Here is a 25,318-nt window from a genome sequence, read left to right as displayed (position 1 = left end):
TCGTGATGACCGAGAAGGAACCCGAGACCCACCTCGATGAGCGCTACAGCGACCCCGGCGCGACGGCGCACTCCTGGGTCGACGCGGAGTCGCTGCTGGCCTCCGCCGAGCTGTTCTGGATCTCGACGGTACGGCCGGACGGGCGCCCGCACGTCACGCCGTTGCCGGCGGTGTGGGCGCACGGGGCGCTGCACTTCTGCACCGGCCCGGAGGAGCGCAAGGCGAAGAACCTCGCGCACAACGCGCACGTGACGCTGACGACCGGCAACAACATCTGGGACAAGGGCTACGACCTGGTGGTGGAGGGCGAGGCGGTGCGGGTGTCGGACGACGCTCGCCTCCGGGAGCTGGCCGCCGCGTGGGAGGCCAAGTACGGCGACTTCTGGCGCTTCGAGGTGCGGGACGGCTACTTCCATCACGGACCGGGACACGCTGTCGTCTATGCGGTGGCGCCGCGCACTGTTTTCGGCTTCGGTAAGGGACAGCCGTTCAGCCAGACGCGGTGGCGCTTCTGAGGACGGCCCTGGGTACTGACGTCGACAAGGGAGTCACGCCATGGACATGAGCCTCGAAGTGATCATGCTGCCCGTCACGGACGTGGACCGGGCCAAGGAGTTCTACCGCGACAAGGTCGGCTTCCACGTGGATCTGGACGGCGAGGTGATGGAGGGGGTCCGCATCGTCCAGCTCACCCCGCCCGGTTCCGGCTGTTCGATCGCCCTGGTGGACGGCCTCCAGGTCCCGACGGGCGCCCCGCAGCCCGGCACGTACCACGGCATGCAACTGTGTGTGACGGACGCGAAGGCGGCGTACGAGGAGCTCACCTCGCGTGGCCTGGACGTGAGCGAACCGGTTCAGTTCGCCCCGCAGGACGGCGCCACCTTCATGTATTTCAAGGACCCGGACGGCAACGGCTGGGCGATCCAGGAGTACAGGCGCCGGGAGACGGAGCCGCTGCACAAGGTCCTCGCGGACCAGGCGGCCCAGTAGCTCACCTGTAGGGGCGCGGGGAACTGCGCGACAAGCCCCCCGGGCAGCCGTCGCGACAACCCCGCGCCCCTACGGCGAAGCCTTACAGCACCGGCAGGTTCTTCCGCAGCTCGAAGGCCGTGACCTCGCTGCGGTACTCCTCCCACTCCTGGCGCTTGTTGCGCAGGAAGAAGTCGAAGACGTGTTCGCCCAGGGTCTCGGCGACCAGGTCGCTGCGCTCCATCAGGGTGAGGGCCTCGCCCAGGTTCTGGGGCAGGGGTTCGATGCCCATCGCGCGGCGCTCGGCGTTGGACAGGGCCCAGACGTCGTCCTCGGCGCCCGGCGGGAGCTCGTAGCCCTCCTCGATGCCCTTGAGGCCGGCGGCCAGGAGCAGGGCGTAGGCCAGGTACGGGTTGGCGCCGGAGTCGAGGGAGCGGACCTCGATGCGGGCCGAGCCGGTCTTGCCGGGCTTGTACATCGGGACGCGGACCAGGGCCGAGCGGTTGTTGTGGCCCCAGCAGATGTAGGAGGGGGCCTCGCCGCCGGCGCCGGCGGTGCGCTCGGTGCCGCCCCAGATGCGCTTGTAGGAGTTCACCCACTGGTTGGTGACCGCGGAGATCTCCGCCGCGTGCTTGAGCAGGCCCGCGATGAAGGAGCGGCCGACCTTGGAGAGCTGGTACTCCGAGCCGGACTCGTAGAACGCGTTCCGGTCGCCCTCGAAGAGCGAGAGGTGGGTGTGCATGCCCGAGCCCGGGTGCTCCGAGAAGGGCTTCGGCATGAAGGTCGCCTGGACGCCCTGCTCCAGCGCCACCTGCTTCATGACCAGGCGGAACGTCATGATGTTGTCGGCCGTGGAGAGCGCGTCCGCGTAGCGCAGGTCGATCTCCTGCTGGCCCGGGGCGCCCTCGTGGTGGGAGAACTCGACCGAGATGCCCATCGACTCCAGCATGGTGATCGCCTGGCGGCGGAAGTCCATGCCGATGTTCTGGGGGGTGTGATCGAAGTAACCCGAGTTGTCGGCGGGCGTCGGGCGCGAGCCGTCCAGCGGGCGGTCCTTCAGGAGGAAGAACTCGATCTCCGGGTGGGTGTAGAAGGTGAAGCCCAGGTCGGAGGTGCGGGCCAGGGCGCGCTTCAGCACATACCTCGGGTCCGCGAAGGACGGGGAGCCGTCCGGCATGAGGATGTCGCAGAACATCCGGGCCGTGCCGGGGGCCTCCGCGCGCCAGGGCAGGACCTGGAAGGTCGACGGGTCCGGCTTGGCGATCATGTCGGATTCGTATACGCGGGCGAATCCCTCGATCGCCGAGCCGTCGAAGCCGATGCCCTCGTCGAAGGCCTGTTCCAGCTCCGCCGGGGCCACGGCCACGGACTTGAGGAAGCCCAGCACGTCCGTGAACCACAGGCGTACGAACCGGATGTCGCGCTCCTCCAAGGTCCGGAGCACGAACTCCTGCTGCTTGTCCATCTTCCGCTTCCCCATCCTTGCTGGTCAGGCCGCCTGTCTCCGTGTCCCGCAGGAGGCGGTCGGGCACCTGAGCATCACACCACAACACCGTTTCGTGCGCGTTGCCGACCTTGATCGTCGCGGCGACCCGGGAGTGAACGCCTCCCGTCCGGCGGATGTACTGCTCTGCCGCCCATCTTGCCTGCTCGGACTGACATACGTAATGCCCGGCCCTCCCCGTCTCACCGCGCGTCCGGGTTTCCTGTGGGCTCCCTGCGAGGAGTCACCCCGGCCCCACTACGATCAGCGGACCGATCGTCACCATCCGTCCCGCCCCTTTCCCCCAGAAGGACACACCTCATGGGTTCCGCCAAGAAGAGCACCGCCGCGGCACGCAAGGCGCGCATAGAGGAGATGCGGCGCGCCGAGCAGTCCCGGGAGCGCCGCAACCGGATCCTCACCATCGGCGCCGCCGTGGTCGTCGTCGCCGGTCTGGTCGTCGGCTCCATCGTGCTGGTGCAGTCGCAGTCCGACGACACGGCGGCCGACGGCAAGAACAAGGGTCACTTCGTCACGGGCTCGGACGGCGTGAAGACCTGGAAGGGCACGCTGGGCCGCAACCACGTCGTCAAGACCGTGAGCTACCCGATGGAGCCCCCGGTCGGCGGCGACCACAACCAGGTCTGGATGAACTGCAACGGCGACGTCTACACCAAGGCGCTCAACAACATGAACGCCGTGCACTCGCTGGAGCACGGCGCGGTCTGGGTGACGTACACCAGCGCGGCCAAGAAGGCCGACGTCGACGCACTCGCGGCGAAGGTGAAGAAGACGCCGTACACGCTGATGAGCCCGGACGACAAGCAGAAGGACCCGATCATGCTGTCGGCGTGGGGCCACCAGCGGACCGTGACGGGGGCGAAGGACCCGAACGTCGACAAGTTCTTCGAGCAGTTCGTGCAAGGCGAGCAGACGCCCGAGCCGGGCGCGGCGTGCACGGGCGGTATGGGGCAGTGAGGTTCGCGGGAGTGGCCGTGGCCGTGGCGGGCGTGCTCGTCGCGGCCGGCGCGATCACCTACGCCGTGGCCGAGGACGGCGGCTCGGGCGACACCCCGTCCGCACAGTCCGCGGACGCCGGCTTCGCGCGTGACATGGCCGTACACCACCAGCAGGCCGTCGAGATGTCGTACATCGTGCGCGACCGCACCAAGGACGTCGAAGTGCGGCGGCTCGCCTACGACATCGCGCAGACGCAGGCCAACCAGCGCGGCATGCTGCTGGGTTGGCTGGATCTGTGGGGGCTGCCGAAGGTGTCGGCGGATCCGCCGATGACGTGGATGGACATGGGTGACATGCCGTCGGCGGGCGAGGGTTCGCTGATGCCGGGCATGGCGACCAACAGCGAGATGAAGAGGCTGGGCACGCTCAACGGCAAGCAGGCCGAGATCTTCTACCTCCAGTTGATGACGGACCATCACCGGGGCGGTATCCACATGGCGAAGGGCTGTGTGCAGAAGTGCGAGGTGGGGGTGGAGAAGCGGCTGGCGCAGGGGATGGTCGACGCGCAGCAGTCGGAGATCGACCTGATGGCGGGGATGCTGAAGGAGCGGGGGGCAAAACCGCGATCATAGAGGGTTAACCCTCGAACGAGCCTTTTTCATTAGGTTAATTGGGCTCCTCTTGGCATGCCCATTCCCCTGGCATGAACCGTTCGTCGCCAGAGTGGCCACACCGTCGAGTGATCACTCGCGACGAACCGCATCTTGGGGGTTCCATGAGATCCAACCGCGCCAAATTCCGCGCCGGGGTGAGCATGGCGGCGACACTGCCGATGCTCGCGGGCGCGCTGGCGCTCGGTATACCCGCGGCCCACGCCGCGGACAGCCCGAACCGTGACACGCTGGCCGGGACCAAGCCCGCGTGGGCCACCGCCAAGGCCGACAAGGGCGCCACCTCGGACAGCGCCCAGGTCTCCGCCCGGGTGTACCTCGCCGGCAAGGACGCCGCCGGCCTCGCCGCCTACGCGAAGTCGGTCTCCGACCCGGCCTCGGCGTCGTACGGCAAGTACCTGAGCGCGAAGCAGGCGCAGGCCCGCTTCGGCGCCACCAAGGCGCAGGTCGCCGCGGTGAAGTCCTGGCTGGAGTCGGCGGGTCTGAAGGTCACCGGGGTCTCGCAGCACTACGTCTCCGTCACCGGTGACGTGGCCGCCGCCGAGAAGGCCTTCGGGACCCAGCTGCACAACTACACCAAGGGCTCCAAGACCTACCGCGCCCCGGCCAAGGCCGCCTCCGCGCCGGCCGCTCTGGACGGTGCCGTGCTGACCGTCACCGGCCTGGACAACGCGCCGCACAAGTCCAGCGCCAAGGACCAACTGCCGCCGCCGGACGCCGTGTTCAAGAACTCGGGTCCGTTCTCCTCGTACTACGGCTCGAACATCGCGAGCACGCTGCCCGAGGCCTACGGCACGAAGATCCCGTACGCGATCAAGGGCTACACCGGCAAGCAGCTGCGTGCCGCCTACGGCGCGGGCACGTACACGGGCAAGGGGGTGCGCGTGGCCATCACCGACGCGTACGCCTCCCCGACGATCGCCTTCGACGCGGCCACCTACGCGAAGAAGAACGGCGACGCGGCCTACACCACCAGCCAGCTGAAGCAGGTCCTGCCGAAGAACTACACGAAGACCGAGGAGTGCGGGGCGGCCGGCTGGTACGGCGAGGAGACCCTCGACGTCGAGGCCGTGCACGCGGTCGCGCCGGACGCGAACATCACGTACGTGGGTGCCGCGTCCTGCTACGACGACGATCTGATCGACTCGCTCAGCAAGGTCGTCGACAACCACCTGGCCGACATCGTCTCCAACTCCTGGGGCGACATCGAGGCCAACCAGACGCCGGACCTCGCGGCCGCCTACGACCAGGTCTTCCAGCTCGGCGCGGTCGAGGGCATCGGTTTCTACTTCTCCTCCGGCGACAACGGCGACGAGGTCGCCAACACCGGGACCAAGCAGGTCGACGTCCCGACCAGTTCGGCGTGGGTGACGTCGGTGGGCGGTACCTCCCTCGCCGTCGGCAAGGGCGACAAGTACCTGTGGGAGACCGGCTGGGGCACCGAGAAGGCCACGCTGTCCGCGGACGGCAAGAGCTGGACGAACTTCCCCGGCGCGTTCACCTCCGGTGCGGGCGGCGGCACCAGCAGGACGGTCGCCGAGCCCTTCTACCAGAAGGGTGTCGTCCCGGACGCGCTCGCCACGGCCAACAACGCCGCCGGCAACCGCGTGGTCCCGGACATCTCCGCGATCGCCGACCCGAACACCGGTTTCCTGGTGGGTCAGACGCAGACGTTCCCCGACGGCTCGCAGCAGTACAGCGAGTACCGCATCGGCGGCACGTCGCTGGCCTCGCCGGTGATCGCGGCCGTGCAGGCGCTGGCGCAGCAGGCGGCCGGCGGCAAGGCGCTCGGCTTCGCCAACCCGTCGATCTACTCCAAGTACGGGTCCCGCGTGTACCACGACGTCACGGACAACCCGACGGGCTCCGGCCTCGCCGTGGCGCGCGTCGACTTCATCAACAGCACTGACGCCGGCGGCGGTCTGAGCACCTCGGTCCGCAGCCTCGGCAAGGACAGCTCGCTGTCCGCGGTGAAGGGCTACGACGACGTCACCGGCGTGGGCACGCCCGCGAACGGTTACGTGCGGTCGTTCGGCCGGCACTGACCGGACGTACGTCCACCCAGGGGCCCGGTCCCGAAGGCGAGAACCTTCGGGGCCGGGCCCCCGCACATGTCCCGCCTACCGTCGCGGCATGGGATCCGTGCGCCCGGGGCGGCCGGTCGTCGCGTGGAGCACGAGCCCCAGGGCCAGCAGGAGGGCCCCGGCGACGAGGAACGGCACCGGCGTGTACTCCTCGGTGCAGCTCTGCCCGCCGGTCACCGCGTGGCACACCTCGCCCGGGCCGCCCCGGTTCAGGTACGCGAGGTAGAACAGCGGCAGCGCCAGCCCCGAGACGGCGCCCACGGCAGCGCGTGCGGGCCCGGCACGGAGCAGGAACACCGCGGCCACCCCGGCGGGGACGAGGAAGGCCGCGCCCACCGTCAGGATCGCGGCGAGGCCGATGCCGCCGCACGCTCCCACCAGGAGCCAGGCCAGGAACCAGCCCCATCCCGGCCAACGGGCGGGGCCTTCGTGGGTCTTGCCGCTCACGGCGCTCATGAACGGCAGCATAAGGACCCAGGCCCCCAGCCGCTATAGCGTCGCTCTGACGATTACACTGATCGTGTGCCTGCTCTGAACTTCTGGTCCATCTATCAGCACGGGTTCGCACGCGTCGCCGCGTGTACGGGTCACACCGTCATCGCGGACCCGCCCGCCAACGCCGAGGCGGTGCTGCGCCACGCGCGCCGGTGCGATGCGGAAGGGGTCGCCGTCGCCGTCTTCCCGGAGCTGGGTCTGTGCGGCTACTCCATCGAGGACCTGCTGCTCCAGGACGCGCTGCTCGACGAGGTCGAGGCGGCGCTCGGGGAGGTGGTCGCCGGGTCGGCCGACCTGCTCCCGGTGCTGGTCGTCGGGGCCCCGCTGCGCCACCGCAACCGGGTCTACAACTGCGCGGTGATCGTGCACCGCGGCCGGGTCCTCGGTGTCGTACCGAAGTCGTACCCACCCAACTACCGCGAGTTCTACGAGCGTCGGCAGATCGGCGACGGCGCCGACGAGCGCGGCGGGTCGATCCGGGTCGGCGGCGCGAGTGTGCCGTTCGGCGTGGACCTGCTGTTCGAGGCGGCCGACGTCCCCGGTCTCGTGCTGCACGCGGAGATCTGCGAGGACATGTGGGTGCCGGTGCCGCCCAGCGCGGAGGCCGCGCTCGCCGGTGCGACCGTCCTGGTCAACCTCTCCGGCAGCCCGATCACGGTCGGCCGCGCCGAGGACCGCAAGCTGCTGTGCCGCTCGGCGTCCTCGCGCTGCCTCGCCGCGTACGTCTACGCGGCGGCCGGACTCGGCGAGTCGACGACCGACCTGTCCTGGGACGGACAGGCCATGGTCTACGAGAACGGCGTGCTGCTGGCCGAGACGGAACGCTTCCCGCAGGGCGACGAGTACGCGGTGGCCGACGTGGACCTGGACCTGCTGCGGCAGGAGCGGATGCGGATGGGCACGTTCGACGAGAACCGGCGGACGCATCAGGCGCGCACCGGTGACTTCCGTACGGTGTCGTTCGAGCTCGACCCGCCGTCGGGCGACCTGGGGCTCAAGCGGCGCCTGGAGCGCTACCCGTTCGTGCCGGCCGACGCCGAGCGGCTCGCCCAGGACTGCTACGAGGCCTACAACATCCAGGTCGCCGGGCTCCAGCAGCGGCTCGCCTCGATCGGCGGCCCGAAGGTGGTCATCGGGGTGTCCGGCGGCCTCGACTCCACGCACGCGCTGATCGTCGCCGCCCGCGCGATGGACCGGGCCGGCCGGCCCCGCAGCGACATCCTGGCCTGGACGCTGCCCGGCTTCGCCACCAGCGACCACACGAAGGGCAACGCCCACCGTCTGATGCGGGCCCTCGGCGTCACCGCGGCCGAGCTGGACATCACGCCGACGGCGCGCCTGATGCTCAAGGAGATGGACCATCCCTTCGCCTCCGGCGAGCCGGTGTACGACGTCACCTTCGAGAACGTCCAGGCGGGCCTGCGCACCGACTACCTGTTCCGGCTGGCCAACCAGCGCGGCGGCATCGTGCTCGGCACCGGTGACCTCTCCGAGCTGGCGCTCGGCTGGTCCACGTACGGCGTCGGCGACCAGATGAGCCACTACAACGTCAACTCGGGCGTGCCGAAGACGCTGATGCAGCACCTGATCCGCTGGGTCATCAGCAGCGGGCAGTTCGACGCGGAGACCGGTGACATCCTCGACGCGATCCTCGACACCGAGATCAGCCCGGAGCTGGTGCCGGGCGAGGAGATGCAGTCCACCGAGTCCAAGATCGGCCCGTACGCGCTGCACGACTTCACGCTCTTCCACGTCCTGCGCTACGGCTTCCGGCCCTCGAAGATCGCCTTCCTGGCCTGGCACGCCTGGCACGACGTCGACGCGGGTGAGTGGCCCCCCGGCTTCCCCGAGGCCAAGCGCGGCACGTACGACCTGCCGGAGATCCGGCGGTGGCTGGAGGTGTTCTGCAAGCGCTTCTTCGCGTTCGCGCAGTTCAAGCGCTCGGCGATGCCGAACGGGCCGAAGGTGTCGGCGGGCGGTTCGCTGTCGCCCCGCGGTGACTGGCGGGCACCGTCGGACGGGTCGGCACGGGCGTGGCTGCGGGATCTGGAGCGGTTCGACTAGTCGCCGGGCGGCACGTCCGACTGCCCTGGAACAGAGAGCGCCCCGCCGACGGGGGAAGATCGGCGGGGCGCTGTGGTGCCACGGTGGCTCTGGGGGCCGTGGGCCCTAGTGGACGGAGTGCTCCTCCAGCGGGAACGTGCCGCCGACGACGTCCTCCGCGAAGGCCTTGACCGCGCCGGACATCACCTCGCGCAGGTTGGCGTACTGCTTGACGAACTTCGGGACCCGCCCGCCGGTGAGGCCGAGCATGTCGGTCCAGACGAGGACCTGCGCGTCGGTCTCGGGGCCGGCGCCGATGCCGACCGTCGGGATGTGCAGGACCCTGGTGACCTCGGCCGCGAGCTCGGCCGGGACCAGCTCCAGGACGACGGCGAACGCGCCCGCGTCCTGGACGGCCTTGGCGTCGCGCAGCAGCTGCTGGGCGGCCTCCTCGCCGCGGCCCTGGACGCGGTAGCCCATGGCGTTGACGGACTGGGGGGTCAGGCCGATGTGGGCCATGACCGGGATGCCGGACTCGACAAGGAGCCGGATCTGCTCGTGGGAGCGCTCGCCGCCCTCCAGCTTCACGGCGCCGACACCGGCCTCCTTGACCAGCCGGGTCGCCGAGCGCAGCGCCTGCACCGGGCCCTCCTGGTAGGAGCCGAAGGGCAGGTCGCCGACGATCAGGGCGCGCGAGGTGCCCCGTACGACGGCCGCCGACAGCATGGTCATCTGGTCCATCGTGACGGGCACGGTGGTCTCGTAGCCGAGATGGCAGTTGCCCGCCGAGTCGCCGACGAGCATGACCGGGATGCCGGCCTCGTCGAAGACGGACGCGGTCATGGCGTCGTAGGCGGTGAGCATGGGCCACTTCTCGCCGCGTTCCTTGGCGAGGGCGATGTCCCGGACAGTGATGCGGCGGGTGCCCTTCCCCCCGTACAGCGCCTTGCTGCCGTCGGAGGGCTTGGTGTGGGCAGCCGAAAGCTGCGTCATTGCAACGGCTCCTTACGTCATCTCGAGGCGCCCTCACGGCGTCCCCGGATCCCCTCCATGGTGGCACCTCGTGCCAGTCAGGGCCAGGGGTGGTCGGTGTGACCGTTCCGGCACGTAAGGTCTCGGTAAAGAATTACGATACGAGACGGTGCCGTATCGTAATGCCGCTACTCTCGGACGCATGACTACCGCAGTCCCTGAATCCCGGGTATCAGAGGCGGTGCACCGGCGCCGTTGGGCGATCCTCGGTGTGCTGATGCTGAGCCTGCTGATCGTGGTTCTCGACAACTCGATCCTGAACGTCGCGATCAAGACGATCTCGACCCCCGCGCCCACCGGTCTGGGCGCCACCCAGAGCGAGCTGGAGTGGGCGATCAACGCCTACACCCTGGTCTTCGCGGGCCTCCTGTTCACCGCCGGCCTGCTCGGCGACCGGCTCGGCCGCAAGAAGGTGCTGCTGGGCGGCCTGGTCGTGTTCGGCGCCGGTTCCGCGCTGGCCGCCTTCTCCGGCTCGCCGGTCCAGCTGATCGCCTTCCGCGCGCTGATGGGCCTCGGCGCGGCGTTCGTCATGCCGGCCACGCTCGCCGTACTGATGAACGTCTTCGAGCGCGAGGAGCAGCCCAAGGCCATCGGCATCTGGGCGGGCGGCGTCGGACTCGCCATCGCCATCGGCCCGATCACCGGCGGTGTCCTCCTGGACCACTTCTGGTGGGGCTCGGTCTTCCTCATCAACGTGCCGATCGTGGTGCTCGCGCTCGGGCTGATGCTGTGGCTGGTGCCCGACTCCCGCGACCCGAATCCCGGCCGGATCGACCCCGTCGGTGTCGTGCTGTCGGTCATCGGCCTGGTCCTGCTCGTCTACGGCATCATCAAGGGCGGCCAGCTCGCCGACTTCACGGACGCGACCGTACTGGCCACCATCGGTGCCGGTCTCGCCGTGCTCGTGGCGTTCGTCGTGTTCGAAAAGCGCAGCGACCATCCGTCGATCGATGTCACCTACTTCAAGAACAAGGTCTTCTCGGCCGCGATCGGCGCCATAGGGCTGGTCTTCTTCGCGCTGATGGGTGTGACCTTCTTCTCGGTCTTCTACACCCAGAGCGTGCGCGGCTACTCGCCGCTCCAGACCGGTCTGCTGATGCTCCCGCTGGCCGCCGCGCAGCTGATCTTCGCGCCGCGCGCCCGGCTGGTCGTCGACCGCTTCGGCAACCGGGCCACGACGACCGGGGGCATGCTGCTGATCGCCGCGATGCTGTGCGCGTTCGCCGCGCTGGAGGCGGACACCCCGATCTGGCTCCTCGAAGTGATCTTCTTCCTCATGGGCACCGGCATGGCGCACATCATGACGCCGACCAGCGTCGTCATCATGCAGGCCCTGCCGCGCGAGAAGGCGGGCTCCGCGTCCGCGCTCAGCAACACCTTCCGGCAGGTCGGCGGCGCGCTCGGCATCGCCGTCCTCGGCTCGGTGCTCTCCACGGCCTACCGCAACGGCATCGAGTCCCACCTCGGGCTGCTCCCGGCCGGCGTACGGCACACCGCGGGCGAGTCCATCGAGGCCACGCTCGGCGTCGCCGCGAAGCTCGGCCCCCGCGGTGACGCCCTGGTCGGCCCGGCCAACGACGCCTTCCTGCACGCGATGCACGTCACCGCGCTGTGGGGAGCGGGCGTGGCCCTGGTCGGCGCCCTGGTGGTGGCCCTGTACCTGCCGGGCCGCCCGGCGGAGCGTCAGCCGGGCGAGGAGGAGCAGGAGTTGGTGCCCGCCGGCGAGTGACCCGGCCCGGTGGGGCGACCGCCAGGGACGGCGCCACACCGGGCCGGGCAAGGCAAGACCGGGCAGCGCGACCGGGCGCCGGGGCCGGGCTGCGGGACCAGGCAGGGCGACCGGGCAAGGCGGCCGGGCAGCGCGGCGGGGAACAGTGAAGCCCCGAGCCGTGATGCCAGGAGGTTTGACGCCGGGCCGGTGACCGGAGGCCCGCGGCAGGAGGCGGACGGCGGACGCCGTAAGCCGCGGCGCCGAAGGGATTCCGGCCGGCCGGGGCACGTCCCCGGCGGTGGACAACCCGGCGGCGCCTGGCCCGGCGCAGACCCGGGCTCCGGCTCCGGCTCCGGCTCCGGCTCCGGCTCCGGCTCCGGCTCCGGCTCCGGCCAAGTGGAACGACAGGCTACGACCGCGAGTTGAGGAGGTCACGGGACCGGAGCGGGCGGCGGGCCGACCCCGCCGAGGACGTGGGCCGAACATCACCCCGCCCCTCCCGCAATGCCGTGGGCCAGGGACAATCATCTCATCCCACAGAGAGGACGAAGCGACGTGAGCGGCCTCGCCGAGAGTCAGTCCAGGCAGCCGGGGGCCGTGCGGGGCCGGCCCCGCAGTGAGGCGGTGGAGCGGTCCATCATCGAGGCCGTCATCAAGCTGCTGGAGGACGGCGTGCCGCTCGCCGAGCTGTCCATCGAGCGCATCGCCCGTACCGCCGGCGTCGGCAAGGCCACCATCTACCGCCGCTGGAACGGCAAGGAGGAGCTCTTCGTCGACGTCGTGCGCACCGCCGAGCCCCCGGACCCCGACCTGCCCGGCACCTCGATGCGCGACGATCTCGTGGCACTGCTCGAGCAGTTGCGGCAGCGCGGGCTGATGGCCCGTTCCTCGGCGCTGCTGCACAGCGTGTTCGCCCAGATGAAGAGCAGCCCGAAGGTCTGGGACGCCTACCACACGATCGTCGTCGCACCCCGCCGCCGCAAGCAGGTCGCCATCCTCCGTCAGGGCCAGGCCAACGGCGAACTCCGCACGGACGTCGACATCGAGCTGCTCAACGACCTGTTCATCGGCCCCATGCTCCTGCGCACCGTGATGCAGCCCAACGCCGCTCTGCCGGAGGGCCTGTCCGAACAGATCGTCGACACCCTCCTCGAAGGCCTACGCCCCGTCAGTTCCTAGTGTGCGCGTTTCGTCACAGAGGGCGCTTTCCCCACCGGGACGGGGAACTCGCGCAGGCGACTTGTACGTCATCGCCCCCGTACGGTCGTCATGGGACGACGAGATGAGAGCCGATCATCCCCTAGGGTCGTACGGGGTGTCTGAGACCCCCCGGCAACGGGGTGAACGGTGTGCACGGCAGGTAGTGAGGCGACGGTATGGCGCAGCAGGCGTACGTGACGGAGACGGCGGACGGCGGCTCGGGACCCGAGCGCCGCAGAGACCGGTTCCGGCGCCTGCTCGGCCGCCCGCTCGCCGGCTGGCGCGGTGACCGGCGGATCTGGCGCCGCGGCATCGTCCTGGCCGCCCTCGCGGTGATCGTCGCCCTGGTGATGCTGCTGCACGCGCAGATCCCGAACGCCATCGGCAACCTCGGCAGTCTCACCGAGACCTTCCTGCCGTGGCTCGGCGTGTTCGTCCCGGTGCTGCTCCTGCTCGGTTTCCTGCGCAGGTCCGCGACCGCGCTGATCGCGGTGCTGCTCCCGGCGGCCGTGTGGCTGAACCTCTTCGGCGGGCTGCTCTCCGACAAGGACGCCACCGGCGGCGACCTCACGGTGGCCACCCACAACGTCAACGCCGACAACCCCGACCCGTCCGGCACCGCCCGGGACGTGGCCGCCTCCGGCGCGGACGTGGTGGCCCTGGAGGAGCTGACCGCCTCCGCGGTGCCGGTGTACGAGAAGGCGCTGGCGTCGACGTACCGGTACCACGCCGTCGAGGGCACGGTCGGGCTGTGGAGCAAGTACCCGCTGACCGGCGTGCGGGCCGTCGACATCAAGCTGGGCTGGACGCGGGCCATGCGGGCCACGGTCGCCGCCCCGGACGGCCAGGTCGCGTTCTACGTCGCCCACCTGCCCTCCGTACGGGTGAAGATGGAGGCCGGGTTCACCGCCCGGCAGCGCGACAAGAGCGCCGACGCGCTGGGCGAGGCCATCGCCGACGAGAAGCTCCCCCGCAAGATCCTGCTCGGCGACCTCAACGGCACGATGAACGACCGCGCGCTCAACGCCGTCACCTCGCAGCTGCGCTCCACGCAGGGCGCGGCGGGCAGCGGCTTCGGGTTCAGCTGGCCGGCGTCGTTCCCGATGGCGCGGATCGACCAGATCATGGTGCAGGGCGTGGAGCCGGTGAGCTCGTGGACACTGCCCCAGACTGGCAGCGACCATCTGCCGGTGGCGGCCCGTGTGAACATCGCCACCTCGTCGTAACCCGCCGGAAGCCCCCTGGAATACCGGGCACGGGAGTGTTTGTTCCGTAGTTGAACATAAGCTCGTACGGAACTCCGCTCTCCCCTGAAAGGCTCGGCTCTTCTATGCCCTTGGCCCTGCTCGCACTGGCCGTCGGCGCTTTTGGTCTCGGCACCACCGAATTCGTGATGATGGGCCTGCTGCCCGACGTCGCCGACGACCTGAACATCTCGATCCCCACCGCGGGCCACCTGGTCTCCGCGTACGCGCTGGGCGTGGTGATCGGTGCCCCGCTGCTCGCCGCGGTCACCGCCCGCATGTCCCGCCGTACGGTCCTCATCGGCCTGATGGGACTGTTCGTGGCCGGCAACGCGCTGTCCGCCCTCGCCCCCGGCGAGCACTGGCTGCTCGCGGCCCGCTTCCTGAGCGGGCTGCCGCACGGTGCCTTCTTCGGGGTCGGCGCGGTCGTCGCCACCGGCATGGTGGCGCCGGAGCGCAAGGCCCGCTCGGTGTCCCTGATGTTCCTCGGCCTGACCCTCGCCAACATCGCGGGCGTGCCCGTGGCCACCCTCATGGGCCAGCACCTCGGCTGGCGGGCGACCTTCCTCGGCGTCAGCGCGATCGGCCTGGCGGCGATAGCCTCCCTGGCACTCCTCATCCCGCACGACCACGCGCACGCGCCCGCCATGGGCCTGCGCCGCGAACTGGTCGCGCTGAAGTCGGTGCCTGTCTGGCTGGCGCTCGGCACCACGGTCGCGGGCTTCGGCGCGCTGTTCTCCGCGTACAGCTACATCACGCCGATGCTCACGGACTCCGCCGGTTACGCCGACTCCAGCGTCACCCTGCTCCTCGCCCTGTTCGGCGTGGGCGCGACGGCGGGCAACCTGCTGGGCGGGCGCCTGGCCGACCACTCGCTGCGCGGCACCCTGTACGGCGGTCTGACCTCGCTGGTCGTGGTCCTGGCCGTGTTCCCGGTGCTGATGTCGGCGCAGTGGAGCGCGGCGGTCGCGGTCGTCCTGCTGGGCACGGCGGCCTTCGTCACCGGCTCCCCGCTCCAGCTGATGGTCATGGAGAAGGCGTCGGCCGCCCCCTCCCTGGCCTCCTCCGCCAACCAGGCCGCGTTCAACCTGGCCAACGCCGGCGGCGCCTGGATCGGCGGCCTCGCCCTGGCCGCGGGCCTCGGCGTGACGTCCCCGGCCCTGACCGGGGCGGCCCTGGCCGTGCTCGGCCTCGGGGTCGCCGCGATCGCCACCCTCGTGGATCGGCGCCGCGCGAGCGAGTCCCCCGCCCGCGAACGCGTGATCGCGACCCATCTGCCGGAACACGCGGAGGCAGTACACCACTGACCAGTCCTACGACGAGGGGGGCGCCCGGAGATCTCCGGGCGCCCCCCTTTCATGTCAGCGTTCGGGCCCGTTCCCGTACGGCGGGGATCAGATCGGCGAGACGCTCCAGCTGATCCTGCTGGGCCGACCGGCCCAGGGCGCCGAGGCGGACGACGAGATGCCGGGCACCTGCGGCGGCGTACCGCATCAGGTGGTCGAGGACCTGGTCGGCGGAACCGGTGACGACCGCCTGGATCCTGCTCAGGTCCTCGAGCGGCATGCCGTAGGTGGCGCGGGCGTAGTCGTCCAGCGCGCGGCGACCGCCGACGGGGTCGTCGTCGAGGCGCAGGGAGACGAAGAGGGCCGGGGTGATGTCCTCGGCGCGGCGGCGCGCGTCGGCCGCGGCGCCCAGGATCCGCAGGAGACCGGACGCGTAGTCGGCCGGTTCTGGCGGGTAGGGCAGCCATCCGTCGTACATGCGGCCGGTCCGGGCGAGAGCCGCCGGTGTCGCGCCGCCGAGCCAGATCGGGGGCCCTCCGGGGCGGTGGGGCCTGGTGGCGGGCGGGAGTTCGTCGTGGTGGAGGACCTCGCCGTGGAAGGAGCCCGCTCCGGTCCACAGGGCCCGCCAGAGGGCGACCGTCTCGTCGAGGCGCGCGAAGCGCCGTTCCCAGGGGACCTCGGACAAGGTGTAGAGGGGGCGGCCGAAGCGGCCGGGGAAGCCGGCGCCGACCGTGACGGTGAGCCGGCCGGCGGACAGGAGGTCGATCGAGGCCAGAGCCTGTGCGGCCTGCACCGGCCGGCGCAGGAACGGCAGCAGGGCAGCCGTTCCCAGGGTGACGGTCTCGGTCGCCGGTGCCAGCGCGGCAAGCATCGTCAGGGCCTCGACGCGCGGGGTGAGCAACGAGTCGTTGACGAACAGGGAGGAGAAGCCCGCCTGTTCCGCCCGTCGGCCGAAGGCCACCAGGTCGCGCGGGTCTTCGGTCGCGCCCCACTGGGACGTGCCGGTCGGAAGCAGTACGCCGATGTCCATGGCCGCGATGCTTCCGGTCGGCGGGAATGGCGACAATTCCCTCCGGGGAATGGCCCGGACTCCCCCGGCCGCCGTAGAACTGCCACGTGGACTTCCCCCGTGCACTCCGCGACCGTCGTACCCGCCGTCAGCTCAGCCAGCTCGACCTGGCACTGCGGGCGGGCACCACCCAGCGGCACCTCAGCTTCATCGAGTCCGGCAGATCCCGGCCGGGCCGCACCATGGTCGTACGTCTGGCCGAATCGCTCGAACTGCCCCTGCGGGAGCGCAACGAGCTGCTGCTGGCGGCCGGGTATGCGCCCGTCTATCCGGAGAGCTCGCTCGACGACCCGGTGCTCGCGCCCGTGCGTACGGCGATCGACCACATCCTGCGCGGGCATCTCCCCTATCCGGCAGTGGTCGTGGACCGCGGGGGCGACCTGATCGCCGCGAACAGCGCGTTCGAGCTGCTCACCGAGGGGGCTGCGGAGGAGTTGGTCGGGCCGGGAAGGAACGTCTACCGGCTCGCGCTGCATCCGCGGGGTCTGGCGCCCCGCATCCGCAATCTCGCCGAGTGGGCTCGCCACATCCTCGCCGGCCTCGGCCGGCTGCCGGCGCTGCGGGACGAACTCGCCGGGTACGTGCCCGAGCTGGAACCGTCCGCCGGGCAGCTCGGCTTCGCGGTTCCGCTGCATCTGGATTCCGCGTACGGCGAGTTGCACCTGATGACGACGGTGACCACCTTCGCCACCGCCGTGGACGTGACGCTGTCCGAACTGAAGCTGGAGGCGTTCCTGCCCGCCGATCCGATGACGACCGAGGCACTCAGCACCGCGCACTCGGCCCGGGTGGCACCGTAGAACTCGACCGCTGTTCCCCGGCTCCGCCCGTCTCACGGGCCCGGGAACATGTGGTCGGTCCTGATCCGGCCGTCGTCGCCGAGGACGAGGACGACCAGGCCGCCGCCCAGGACTTCGCCGCTGCGGGCGAGGACCGTCTCCCAGCCGCACTTGACCACGCCGTGCAAGCGGACGGCGTCGTGCCGTGACCGGAAGGTGAAGCCCTCCTTCTCGACGAACCGCTCGTGGCTTCGCGTCACCCGGGTCTCGATCGCGTCGTGCCCGTGGGCCTCGAGGGTCGTGTGGTCGAAGCCGAGGGCCGCGGCGGCCTCCCGGATCTCCTCGGGCGGCTGGAGGACGTGGGTGCCGTCCTCGGCCCAGAGCTGTTCGACCGCCGCGCGGCGGGTGACGGGATCCGGCTCCGTCCAGCAGGCGAGGTAGCGGTCGGCCAGGTCCTGGGGGTCGATGTCGATCACACGGATCTCCTCGTGACGGCGTGGGTGCGTGGGTGCGTGGGTGCGTGGCCAGATCTTCCGGGGCCCAGACGGGGGCGGACAATTCCTCGTCGGGAATGCCCAAAGGCGCTGTCGGTGACCTGTAGACCCCTGTAGGCGACCTGTCGGTGGTTTGTCGGCGGGGGCTGACACCGTTCTCGGTATGACGCGAATCGACAAGAACCCCCAGAGCGGGGACTGGGCCGTTTCCGTGCGGGGGCTGGTCAAGCACTACGGCGAGACCAAGGCGCTGGACGGCGTCGACCTGGACGTGCGCGAGGGCACCGTGATGGGTGTCCTCGGGCCGAACGGCGCCGGCAAGACCACCCTCGTACGCATTCTCTCCACGCTCCTGTCCCCCGACGCCGGGCAGGCCACCGTCGCCGGTCACGACGTCGTGCGCCAGCCCCGCCAGCTGCGGCGGGTCATCGGGCTCACCGGGCAGTACGCCTCGGTGGACGAGAAGCTGCCCGGCTGGGAGAACCTGTACATGATCGGGCGGCTGCTCGACCTGCCCCGCAAGGAGGCCCGCACCCGGGCCGACGAGCTGCTGGAGCGGTTCTCGCTGACGGATGCCGCGAAGCGGCCGGCGAGCACCTACTCCGGCGGTATGCGGCGCCGGCTCGACCTCGCCGCCTCGATGATCGGGCGCCCCCAGGTGCTCTTCCTCGACGAGCCCACCACCGGTCTCGACCCGCGCACCCGCAACGAGGTGTGGGACGAGGTCAAGCGCATGGTCGGGGACGGCGTGACCGTCCTGCTGACCACCCAGTACATGGAGGAGGCCGAGCAGCTGGCCTCCGAGCTGACCGTGGTGGACCACGGCAAGGTCATCGCCGCCGGCGCCATCGAGGAGCTCAAGGCGAAGGTCGGCGGACGCTCGCTGCGCGTACGACCGCTGGATCCGCTGCAGCTCCAGCCGCTCGCCGGATGGATCGACGAGCTCGGCATCACCGGCCTCGCGACCTCCACCGTGGACACCGAGAGCGGCACCCTCATCGTCCCGATCCTCAGTGACGAGCAGCTGACCGCCGTGGTCGGCGCGGTCACCGCGCGCGGCATCACCCTGTCCTCCATCACCACCGAACTGCCCAGCCTGGACGAGGTGTTCCTGTCCCTCACCGGCCACCGCGCCAGTGCCCCGCAGGACACCGTTCCCACCGACACCCGCGAGGAGGTCGCCGTATGAGCGCCGCAACCGCCACCATCACGGACGCCGACGCCAGGATTCCGCTGCGCGGCCATCTGCGCCACACCGGCGCCCTCGTCCGCCGCAACCTGCTGTGGATCCGCCAGGACCCGGAGTCGATGTTCGACGCGATCCTGATGCCGGTCGTCTTCACCCTGCTGTTCGTCTACGTCTTCGGCGGCTCGATCGGGCAGGCCCTGGGCGGCGGACAGGACGGCTACGTCCAGTACGTCATCCCGGGCATGATCGCGATGATGAGCATGACCCTGTCCCAGGGCGTCGGCACCGGCTTCAGCCAGGACTTCAACTCCGGTGTGATGGACCGTTTCCGGTCCCTGCCCATCGGGCGCGGCTCGGTCCTGTTCGCGAAGATCTCCGTGGAACTGCTGCGGATGCTGTTCGCGACCACCGTGCTGATGATCGTCGCCGTTCTGGTCGGCTTCGACATCCACCACTGGGCCGGGCTGTTCGCGGCGGTCGGTCTGTCCGCCGTGTTCGCCTCCTCGATCATGTGGGTGTTCCTCACCCTGGGCGTGATCCTGAAGAACGCGCAGTCCGTGCAGGCGATGGGCTTCCTGGTGCTCTTCCCGCTCCAGTTCGGCTCGTCGATCTTCGCGCCGACGGCCTCGATGCCGGGCTGGCTCCAGCACTTCACCGACTACAACCCGCTGTCCACGCTGGCCGACGCGGCCCGCGGGCTGATGGTGGGCGGCCCGGTCGCGCACGACCTGTGGGTCACGCTCGGCTGGTCGGCGGCGATCACGGCGGTGGCGGCACCATACGCGATCCACAAGTTCCGTACGAAGAACTGAAGTCCGGCTCGGTGCGCGTCACACCAGGGCGGCGGCCTCCTGCGGGGAGAGGCCGCCGCCCTCCGCGTACGCCGACTCGTAGGCCGCGTCGCCGAGCACCGCGCGCAGCTCCCGCTCGGCGTCCCCCCGCACCCTGCGCTCGACGGACGTCGGCACGTGACCGGGCGGCAGCAGCGCGTCCCCGGCCCTGAGGCAGCGGGCCCCGTCCCGGGCCCGGGCACCGCCCTCGGCCGCGGCGAGGGCGAGCGCGGCGATGTGCAGGTACATGGTGCGCATGTGCGGGGCGATGGTCAGGGCCAGCGGGTCCTCGGACTTCTCCAGCGCCCGGCGGGTCAGGGTCAGACACTCCTCGTAGCAGCCGTCGACCGCCTCCAGCCAGGCCTCCGAGCCGAGGATGAAGGCGTCGAAGATGACGAAGTGGGCGATGCCGAACTGCTGGCGCAGCAGCCGGAGTTGTTCACGCGCTTCGTCGACGCGGCCGGTGAGTCCGAGCCGGCCCGCGAGGAACATCCGGGAGGCGGGCATCGCCTCGTTGCGGGCGCCGTCCTGGTCGGCGATCACCTCGCGCAGCAGCAGTTCGCCGCGCTCGGCCTCCCCCGTCTCCAGCAGGGTGCTGCCCAGCCGGGCGTTGAGCACGGACTTCTGGGCGCGGGCACCGAGCTGTTCGGCCCGTTCGATCGCCCGCTCGTAGTCGTCGGCGGCCGCGCGCCACTCGCCCTTGCGCTCATGGGCCTCGGCACGTGCGGACAGCGCCTCGGCGGTTCCCCACAGGTCACCGAGCCGCTCGTAGATCTCCAGCGCCTCCTCGGCGTCCTGGATGGCGTCGCCGGCCCAGTCGGAGCGGTTGGCGAGCAGGTTGGCCCGCCACTGGAGGGCCGCGGCGAGCTCCCACTCGTAGCCCGGGGTGGCCCGGCAGGTGTCGACGGTCGCCTGAATCACGTTGCGCAGCCGGTCCATGTCCCCGGTGAGCATGATGGCGAAGAACCACAGGGAGCCCGGCATCCGGCAGGTCTGTGCCATGCCGGGCTCGTAGGTGGCGGCGATGGACCGCAGCTTGGCCTGCGCGTGCTGGTTCTGCCAGGCGTCCAACTCGGTGTCCATGCAGGCGAGATGGACGAGGTGAGCCCCTCGCCTGGCCTCCTCCAGCACCTCGCCGGTCCACGGCGGCGGGGTGTCCGTGCAGCGCTCCCACACCGGCGCGGCCGGGCGGACCGGCTCGGTGAAGGGGTCGGGGCCGAGGGTCTGGACCTCGCGGGACCAGTTGCGGGCCTCGATGCGCAGGTCGCGCATCTGCCAGTACCAGGCCAGGGACAGGACCAGGCACAGCCCTTCCTGCTCGTCCCGGTCGGCCACGGCCCGGCGCAGGGCGGTGCGGAGGTTCTCGTACTCGCGCTGAAGGCGCCCGATGGCGGCGAGTTGGCCGGGACCCCGCAGCAACGGGTCGGTGGTGCGGGCGAGTTCGCGGTAGTACGTCAGATGCGCGCGCTCGGCGTCGGCCCGCGAGCCGTCCGCCTCGTCCAGGCGCTCGCCGGCGTATTCGGCGACGGTCTCCAGAAGCCGGTAGCGCATCTCACCGTCCCCCGAAGGGGCGGTCACCACCAGGGACTTGTCGACGAGCGAGCCGAGCGCCTCCAGCGCGGCGGGGCCGCACACGGCCTCGGCGGCGGCCAGGTCGCAGCCGCCGGCGAACACCGAAAGGCGCCGCAGGACGTCCCGTTCCTCCTCGTCGAGCAGGTCCCAGGACCAGTCGACGACGGCCCGCAGGGTCTGCTGGCGGGGCAGGACGGTACGGCTGCCCGAGGTGAGCAGCCGGAAGCGGTCGTCGAGCCGGTCGGCGATCTGACGCGGGGTCAGCATCCGCAGCCGGGCCGCCGCGAGCTCGATACCGAGGGGCAGCCCGTCGAGACGCCGGCAGATCTCGGCGCAGGCCGCCGCGGTCTCCTCGTCGGCGTCGACCCGGAACCCGGGCCGGGCCGCGGCCCCCCGGTCGGCGAGCAGCCGCAGCGCGACCGGCTCGGGCAGGGGCTCCACGGGCCGCAGCAACTCCCCCGGCACACCCAGGGGTTCACGACTGGTGGCCAGGACGGTCAGCCCCGGACAGCGCTCCAGGAGCGTCTCCGCCAGCCGGGCCGCCGCGTCGACCACATGCTCGCAGTTGTCCAGGATCAGCAGCATGCTGCGCCGGCCGCAGTGCTCGGCGAGCCGTTCCACGGGATCGTCGGGCCGCTCGCCACCGGCGGCACGCATCGCCTCGGCGCCGGCGCCGTACAGCACGGTCTCCCGGGCCCCGACGGCGGTGAGCACGGCCTCGGGCACGGCGTCCGGATCGTCGACCGGCGCGAGCTCGGCGAGCCACACCCCGTCCCGCACCACGTCCCCCACGGCCTCGGCGGCCTCCTGCGAGAGCCGGGTCTTCCCGGCCCCGCCCGGCCCGAGCAGCGTGACCAGCCGCGCGGCGGCGAGGTCGCCCCGGATGGCCTCGATGTCGGCTTCCCGGCCGACGAAAGAGGTGAGGCGGGCCCGGAGATTGCCGACGGGAGGCGCAGGAACCGCCGACGGCCGCTCACCCACCGGCCCACGGCCGTGCGCACCCGCACTTTCGCGGGTCGGCTCCGGCCGCAGCAACTCCCCGTGCAGCGCCCGCAGTTCGGCTCCCGGGTCCGCTCCCAGCCGGTCCGCGAGCAGCTGCCGTACGGACTCGTACGCGGCCAGCGCCTCCGCCGTACGACCCGTGTCGCGCAGGGCACGCAGCCTGAGGGCCTGGAGGGGTTCGTCGAGGGGGTGGGCGTCGCACAGGGCCGTCAGTTCGAGAAGCGCCAGGTCGGCCTGACCGAGAGCGAGCGCGGCGGTGTGGCGGGCCCGCAGGGCGTCCAGCCGGCGGCCCTCCGCGCGTGCCGCGTCGGCCGTACGGTCGGGCAGATCCGCCAGCGCAGGCCCCCGCCACAGGGCCAGGGCGTCGTCCAGGACCCCGGCCGCCTTCGCGGGATCGCCGTCGGCCAGCGCCCGCACGCCGTCACCGGCGAGCCGCTCGAAACGGTGCAGGTCGATGTCGTCGGACGCGGCGGTCAGCCGGTACCCACCGTCCACGGAGGCCACCGCCTCCGCCCCGAGCGCCCTCCTGAGCCGCCCCACCAGCGCCTGCACCGCGCCGGTCGCGTCGGCGGGCGGATCACCGTCCCACACCTCGTCCACCAGCACGCTCACCGGAACGGTGCGGCCGGGCCGCAGAGCGAGCACGGTCAACAGAGCACGCAACCGCGCTCCGCCCACCGGGACGGGGGTGCCGTCGGGACGGAGTGCCTGAGTGGTGCCGAGGATGCGATAGCGCACGGGGTCCATTGTCTCCGGTGAGGTCGGGGCGGGTCACGGGGTTGCTTCGGTGGGGTGTCGGATGGGGGGTGCCGGCGGCTGTCGGGCGGCTGCGGGCCGGTGGGGGCTGGTCGCGCAGTTCCCCGCGCCCCTGGGTGGGTCAGGTCGGCGCCGGCCAGGACGGGCCGTTGGCCGCGTACGGCGGGAAGGGGACGGGGTGGGGGGTGTCCGCCCGCAGCGGCCGGCGTCCGTTATCCAGTACTGCTCAAGTGACCGAGCCGCCGGACCGAGGACGGATACCCCCCACCCCCGCCCCCCCCCCCCCCCCCCAAACAAAACCCCAAAAACCCCCCCCCCCCCCCCCCCCCCCCCCCCCCCCGGCCCCGACCCACCCACCGAACAGAACGCGCTACACACGCCCCCACCGAAGCCGAGCCAGGCCGCCGCAGGCATTCAGGGGCGCGGGGAACTGCGCAAAACGCCCGCCCCCACCACCCCGCACCCGCACACACAACCGCACCGGAACCTCCGCCCCACCCCAAGACGTTCTCACCTCTGCCCGGTACCGTCGCGCGCATGTCCAGTCCAGTCCAGGGAGCCCCATGACCACCGCCACCACCCGCCACAGCGACCGGCGAATCAGCCCCGTATTCCTCGGGATCGTCGCCGTCACGGCGGTGACCGGCTGGGCCACCTGGACCGGATTCGCCGAGAAGCCCGGCGTCGCCGTGTTCCTGTTCGTGACCGGCGCCTGGGTCGTCTCCCTCTGTCTGCACGAGTACGCCCACGCCCGCACCGCCCTGCACAGCGGCGACATCACGATCGGCGCGAAGGGCTACCTCACGCTGAATCCTCTGAAATATACCCACGCCCTGCTGAGTATCGTCCTCCCCGTCATCTTCGTGATCATGGGCGGCATCGGCCTCCCCGGCGGCGCGGTGTTCATCGAGCGTGACAGGATCCGCGGCCGCTGGCGGCACAGCCTGATCTCCGCGGCGGGCCCCCTCACGAACGTCCTGTTCGCGATCGCCTGCGCGGCCCCGTTCTGGCTGGGCGCCCTAGACGGCGTACCCCAGGAGTTCCGCTACGCCCTGGCCTTCCTCGCCCTGCTCCAGGTCTCGGCCGCGCTCCTGAACTTCCTGCCGGTCCCGGGCCTGGACGGCTACGGCGTCATCGAGCCCTGGCTGTCGTACGGCGTCAAGCGCCAGATCGAGCCCTTCGCCCCCTTCGGCCTGCTGTTCGTGTTCGCGCTGCTGTGGGTTCCGCAGGTCAACGCCGTGTTCTTCGACGTGGTCCACGCGGTCCTGAACGGACTCGGGGTCAGCGAGCAGGAATCGGCGAACGGCTGGAGCCTCTACCGCTTCTGGGCGTAGGCCTCGGCCTTCCCGCGCTTGACGTAGTACCAGCACATGTTCGACGAAAGCCCCGCCAGCAGCACCCACACGATCCCCAGCCAGCTGCCCTGCGTGAAGGAGACGACCGCCGCCGCGACGGCGAGGAGGCAGACGGCGAGGGCGTAGACGGCGAGGCGGGGCATTTCCACGGGCTCCTGTCAGGGGGACACTGCTGCGTTACGGCGTCCAGTGTCCCCCATCAGCTCACCATCAGCTCACCTCGGCTCACCTCGGCTCACACGTCCGTGACCCGCAGCCCCGCATGCGCCTTGTACCGCCGGTTCACCGAGATCAGGTTGGCGACCAGCGACTCCACCTGGTGGGCGTTGCGCAGCCGGCCCGCGAAGATGCCGCGCATGCCGGGGATACGCCCGGCCAGCGCCTGCACGATCTCCACGTCGGCCCGCTCCTCACCGAGCACCATGACGTCGGTGTCGATCTCCTCGACCTGCGGGTCCTGGAGCAGCACGGCCGACAGATGGTGGAAGGCGGCGGTGACCCGCGAGTCCGGCAACAGCAGGGCGGCCTGCTCGGCGGCACTGCCCTCCTCCGGCTTCAGCGCGTAGGCGCCCTTCTTGTCGAAGCCGAGCGGGTTGACGCAGTCGACGACCAGCTTGCCGACGAGTTCCTCGCGCAGCGACTCCAGGGTCTTGCCGTGGCCGTCCCACGGCACGGCGACGATCACGATGTCGCTGCGGCGCGCGGTCTCGGCGTTGTCGGCGCCCTCGACCCCGTGCCCGAGTTCGTCGGCGGCGGCCTGGGCGCGGTCGGCGGCCCGCGAGCCGATGATCACCTTCTGCCCGGCGCGGGCGAGCCGGTAGGCGAGGCCCTTGCCCTGCGGCCCGGTCCCGCCGAGCACGCCGACGACGAGCCCGGAGACGTCGGGAAGGTCCCAGGGGTCCTTGGCGGGAGCCTTCTGTGCAGCACTGTCGGTAGAGGTCATGGGCCCGACTTTACGTCCGCGCCGGCCGCCCCGGCCGACCGGGTGAGCCGCGTCACGGGCACCCGCCGGAAGCTCGCGGACCCCGGTGTCCCGGTCACCCCGGGGAGTCCGGCTCTGCCCGGTTCGGGCGAATCCGGGGTGAACCGCGGGT

At 71.1% G+C, this 25,318-nt stretch carries 22 protein-coding genes; 14 read left to right on the top strand and 8 right to left on the bottom strand.

Features of this window, described 5'->3' with window-relative positions; translation table 11 throughout:
• Positions 1 to 5 precede the first annotated feature (5 nt).
• Both ACFYZ8_RS04995 and ACFYZ8_RS04990 read left to right on the top strand, forming a co-directional pair.
• Positions 6 to 515 (top strand): pyridoxamine 5'-phosphate oxidase family protein, encoded by a 510-nt coding sequence (locus ACFYZ8_RS04995; protein ID WP_359034414.1) that lies wholly within the window; start codon positions 6 to 8, stop codon positions 513 to 515.
• Positions 516 to 555: 40 nt separating this feature from the next.
• A complete protein-coding gene (locus tag ACFYZ8_RS04990; RefSeq protein ID WP_359034411.1) occupies positions 556 to 990 on the top strand; it encodes a VOC family protein in 435 nt (144 codons plus the stop codon).
• 82 nt (positions 991 to 1,072) lie between these two features.
• Here ACFYZ8_RS04990 and glnA read toward each other — a convergent pair whose 3' ends face one another.
• Positions 1,073 to 2,434: a type I glutamate--ammonia ligase gene (glnA, locus tag ACFYZ8_RS04985; protein ID WP_359034409.1), complete on the bottom strand. Its 1,362-nt coding sequence runs from the start codon at positions 2,432 to 2,434 to the stop codon at positions 1,073 to 1,075.
• A gap of 339 nt (positions 2,435 to 2,773) precedes the next feature.
• Here glnA and ACFYZ8_RS04980 point away from each other — a divergent pair, with 339 nt between their 5' ends.
• From ACFYZ8_RS04980 to ACFYZ8_RS04970, 3 genes are all read left to right on the top strand, one after another.
• A complete protein-coding gene (locus ACFYZ8_RS04980) occupies positions 2,774 to 3,430 on the top strand; it encodes a DUF3105 domain-containing protein (protein ID WP_359034407.1) in 657 nt (218 codons plus the stop codon).
• Positions 3,431 to 3,441: 11 nt separating this feature from the next.
• Positions 3,442 to 4,044 (top strand): DUF305 domain-containing protein, encoded by a 603-nt coding sequence (locus tag ACFYZ8_RS04975; protein WP_388535275.1) that lies wholly within the window; start codon positions 3,442 to 3,444, stop codon positions 4,042 to 4,044.
• Positions 4,045 to 4,187: 143 nt separating this feature from the next.
• A complete protein-coding gene (locus ACFYZ8_RS04970; RefSeq protein WP_388535277.1) occupies positions 4,188 to 6,128 on the top strand; it encodes a protease pro-enzyme activation domain-containing protein in 1,941 nt (646 codons plus the stop codon).
• A gap of 75 nt (positions 6,129 to 6,203) precedes the next feature.
• On the opposite strand, the gene ACFYZ8_RS04965 is transcribed toward ACFYZ8_RS04970, so the two are convergent.
• Complete coding sequence (locus ACFYZ8_RS04965; RefSeq protein WP_388535280.1) at positions 6,204 to 6,623, bottom strand: hypothetical protein; 420 nt, start codon at positions 6,621 to 6,623, stop codon at positions 6,204 to 6,206.
• Positions 6,624 to 6,689: 66 nt separating this feature from the next.
• Between ACFYZ8_RS04965 and ACFYZ8_RS04960 the strand changes: the two genes are divergently transcribed.
• Positions 6,690 to 8,726, top strand: coding sequence for an NAD(+) synthase (locus ACFYZ8_RS04960; RefSeq protein WP_359034399.1), 2,037 nt, complete (start codon positions 6,690 to 6,692; stop codon positions 8,724 to 8,726).
• A gap of 105 nt (positions 8,727 to 8,831) precedes the next feature.
• Here ACFYZ8_RS04960 and panB read toward each other — a convergent pair whose 3' ends face one another.
• Entirely contained in the window at positions 8,832 to 9,698 is an 867-nt protein-coding gene (panB, locus tag ACFYZ8_RS04955) for a 3-methyl-2-oxobutanoate hydroxymethyltransferase (RefSeq protein ID WP_359034397.1), read from the bottom strand.
• Positions 9,699 to 9,879: 181 nt separating this feature from the next.
• On the opposite strand from panB, the gene ACFYZ8_RS04950 reads away from it, so the two are divergent.
• From ACFYZ8_RS04950 to ACFYZ8_RS04935, 4 genes are all read left to right on the top strand, one after another.
• Positions 9,880 to 11,466: an MFS transporter gene (locus ACFYZ8_RS04950; protein ID WP_359034395.1), complete on the top strand. Its 1,587-nt coding sequence runs from the start codon at positions 9,880 to 9,882 to the stop codon at positions 11,464 to 11,466.
• A gap of 537 nt (positions 11,467 to 12,003) precedes the next feature.
• Positions 12,004 to 12,627 (top strand): TetR/AcrR family transcriptional regulator, encoded by a 624-nt coding sequence (locus tag ACFYZ8_RS04945; protein ID WP_359034393.1) that lies wholly within the window; start codon positions 12,004 to 12,006, stop codon positions 12,625 to 12,627.
• Positions 12,628 to 12,824: 197 nt separating this feature from the next.
• Positions 12,825 to 13,874 carry an endonuclease/exonuclease/phosphatase family protein gene (locus ACFYZ8_RS04940; protein WP_359034391.1) on the top strand — a complete coding sequence of 350 codons (1,050 nt, stop codon included), beginning with the start codon at positions 12,825 to 12,827 and terminating at the stop codon, positions 13,872 to 13,874.
• 104 nt (positions 13,875 to 13,978) lie between these two features.
• Complete coding sequence (locus ACFYZ8_RS04935; protein WP_388535286.1) at positions 13,979 to 15,199, top strand: MFS transporter; 1,221 nt, start codon at positions 13,979 to 13,981, stop codon at positions 15,197 to 15,199.
• Positions 15,200 to 15,248: 49 nt separating this feature from the next.
• Here ACFYZ8_RS04935 and ACFYZ8_RS04930 read toward each other — a convergent pair whose 3' ends face one another.
• Entirely contained in the window at positions 15,249 to 16,208 is a 960-nt protein-coding gene (locus ACFYZ8_RS04930) for an LLM class flavin-dependent oxidoreductase (protein ID WP_388535288.1), read from the bottom strand.
• An 86-nt stretch (positions 16,209 to 16,294) separates the two neighbouring features.
• Here ACFYZ8_RS04930 and ACFYZ8_RS04925 point away from each other — a divergent pair, with 86 nt between their 5' ends.
• Positions 16,295 to 17,047 (top strand): helix-turn-helix domain-containing protein, encoded by a 753-nt coding sequence (locus ACFYZ8_RS04925; protein WP_388535291.1) that lies wholly within the window; start codon positions 16,295 to 16,297, stop codon positions 17,045 to 17,047.
• A 32-nt stretch (positions 17,048 to 17,079) separates the two neighbouring features.
• Here ACFYZ8_RS04925 and ACFYZ8_RS04920 read toward each other — a convergent pair whose 3' ends face one another.
• A complete protein-coding gene (locus tag ACFYZ8_RS04920) occupies positions 17,080 to 17,502 on the bottom strand; it encodes a hypothetical protein (RefSeq protein ID WP_388535294.1) in 423 nt (140 codons plus the stop codon).
• A gap of 181 nt (positions 17,503 to 17,683) precedes the next feature.
• Between ACFYZ8_RS04920 and ACFYZ8_RS04915 the strand changes: the two genes are divergently transcribed.
• On the top strand, positions 17,684 to 18,709 hold the full coding sequence (locus tag ACFYZ8_RS04915) for an ATP-binding cassette domain-containing protein (RefSeq protein WP_359034387.1): 1,026 nt from the start codon (positions 17,684 to 17,686) through the stop codon (positions 18,707 to 18,709).
• Positions 18,706 to 19,521, top strand: coding sequence for an ABC transporter permease (locus ACFYZ8_RS04910; protein WP_359034385.1), 816 nt, complete (start codon positions 18,706 to 18,708; stop codon positions 19,519 to 19,521). The genes ACFYZ8_RS04915 and ACFYZ8_RS04910 overlap by 4 nt, the downstream gene beginning before the upstream one ends.
• A gap of 18 nt (positions 19,522 to 19,539) precedes the next feature.
• Here the strand turns inward: ACFYZ8_RS04910 and ACFYZ8_RS04905 are convergent, their stop codons facing one another.
• Positions 19,540 to 22,860 (bottom strand): BTAD domain-containing putative transcriptional regulator, encoded by a 3,321-nt coding sequence (locus tag ACFYZ8_RS04905; RefSeq protein ID WP_388535297.1) that lies wholly within the window; start codon positions 22,858 to 22,860, stop codon positions 19,540 to 19,542.
• Positions 22,861 to 23,432: 572 nt separating this feature from the next.
• Here ACFYZ8_RS04905 and ACFYZ8_RS04900 point away from each other — a divergent pair.
• Complete coding sequence (locus ACFYZ8_RS04900) at positions 23,433 to 24,203, top strand: site-2 protease family protein (protein ID WP_359034381.1); 771 nt, start codon at positions 23,433 to 23,435, stop codon at positions 24,201 to 24,203.
• Here ACFYZ8_RS04900 and ACFYZ8_RS04895 read toward each other — a convergent pair.
• Both ACFYZ8_RS04895 and npdG read right to left on the bottom strand, forming a co-directional pair.
• On the bottom strand, positions 24,185 to 24,367 hold the full coding sequence (locus ACFYZ8_RS04895) for a hypothetical protein (protein WP_359034379.1): 183 nt from the start codon (positions 24,365 to 24,367) through the stop codon (positions 24,185 to 24,187). The two genes, ACFYZ8_RS04900 and ACFYZ8_RS04895, sit on opposite strands and share 19 nt — an antisense overlap.
• Before the next feature lie 92 nt (positions 24,368 to 24,459).
• Complete coding sequence (npdG, locus tag ACFYZ8_RS04890) at positions 24,460 to 25,167, bottom strand: NADPH-dependent F420 reductase (RefSeq protein WP_359034377.1); 708 nt, start codon at positions 25,165 to 25,167, stop codon at positions 24,460 to 24,462.
• Positions 25,168 to 25,318: the final 151 nt, after the last annotated feature.

This window comes from Streptomyces sp. NPDC001668 (assembly GCF_042893155.1).
Classification (GTDB): Bacteria; Actinomycetota; Actinomycetes; order Streptomycetales; family Streptomycetaceae; genus Streptomyces.
This window is presented reverse-complemented; position numbering and strand designations above follow the sequence as displayed.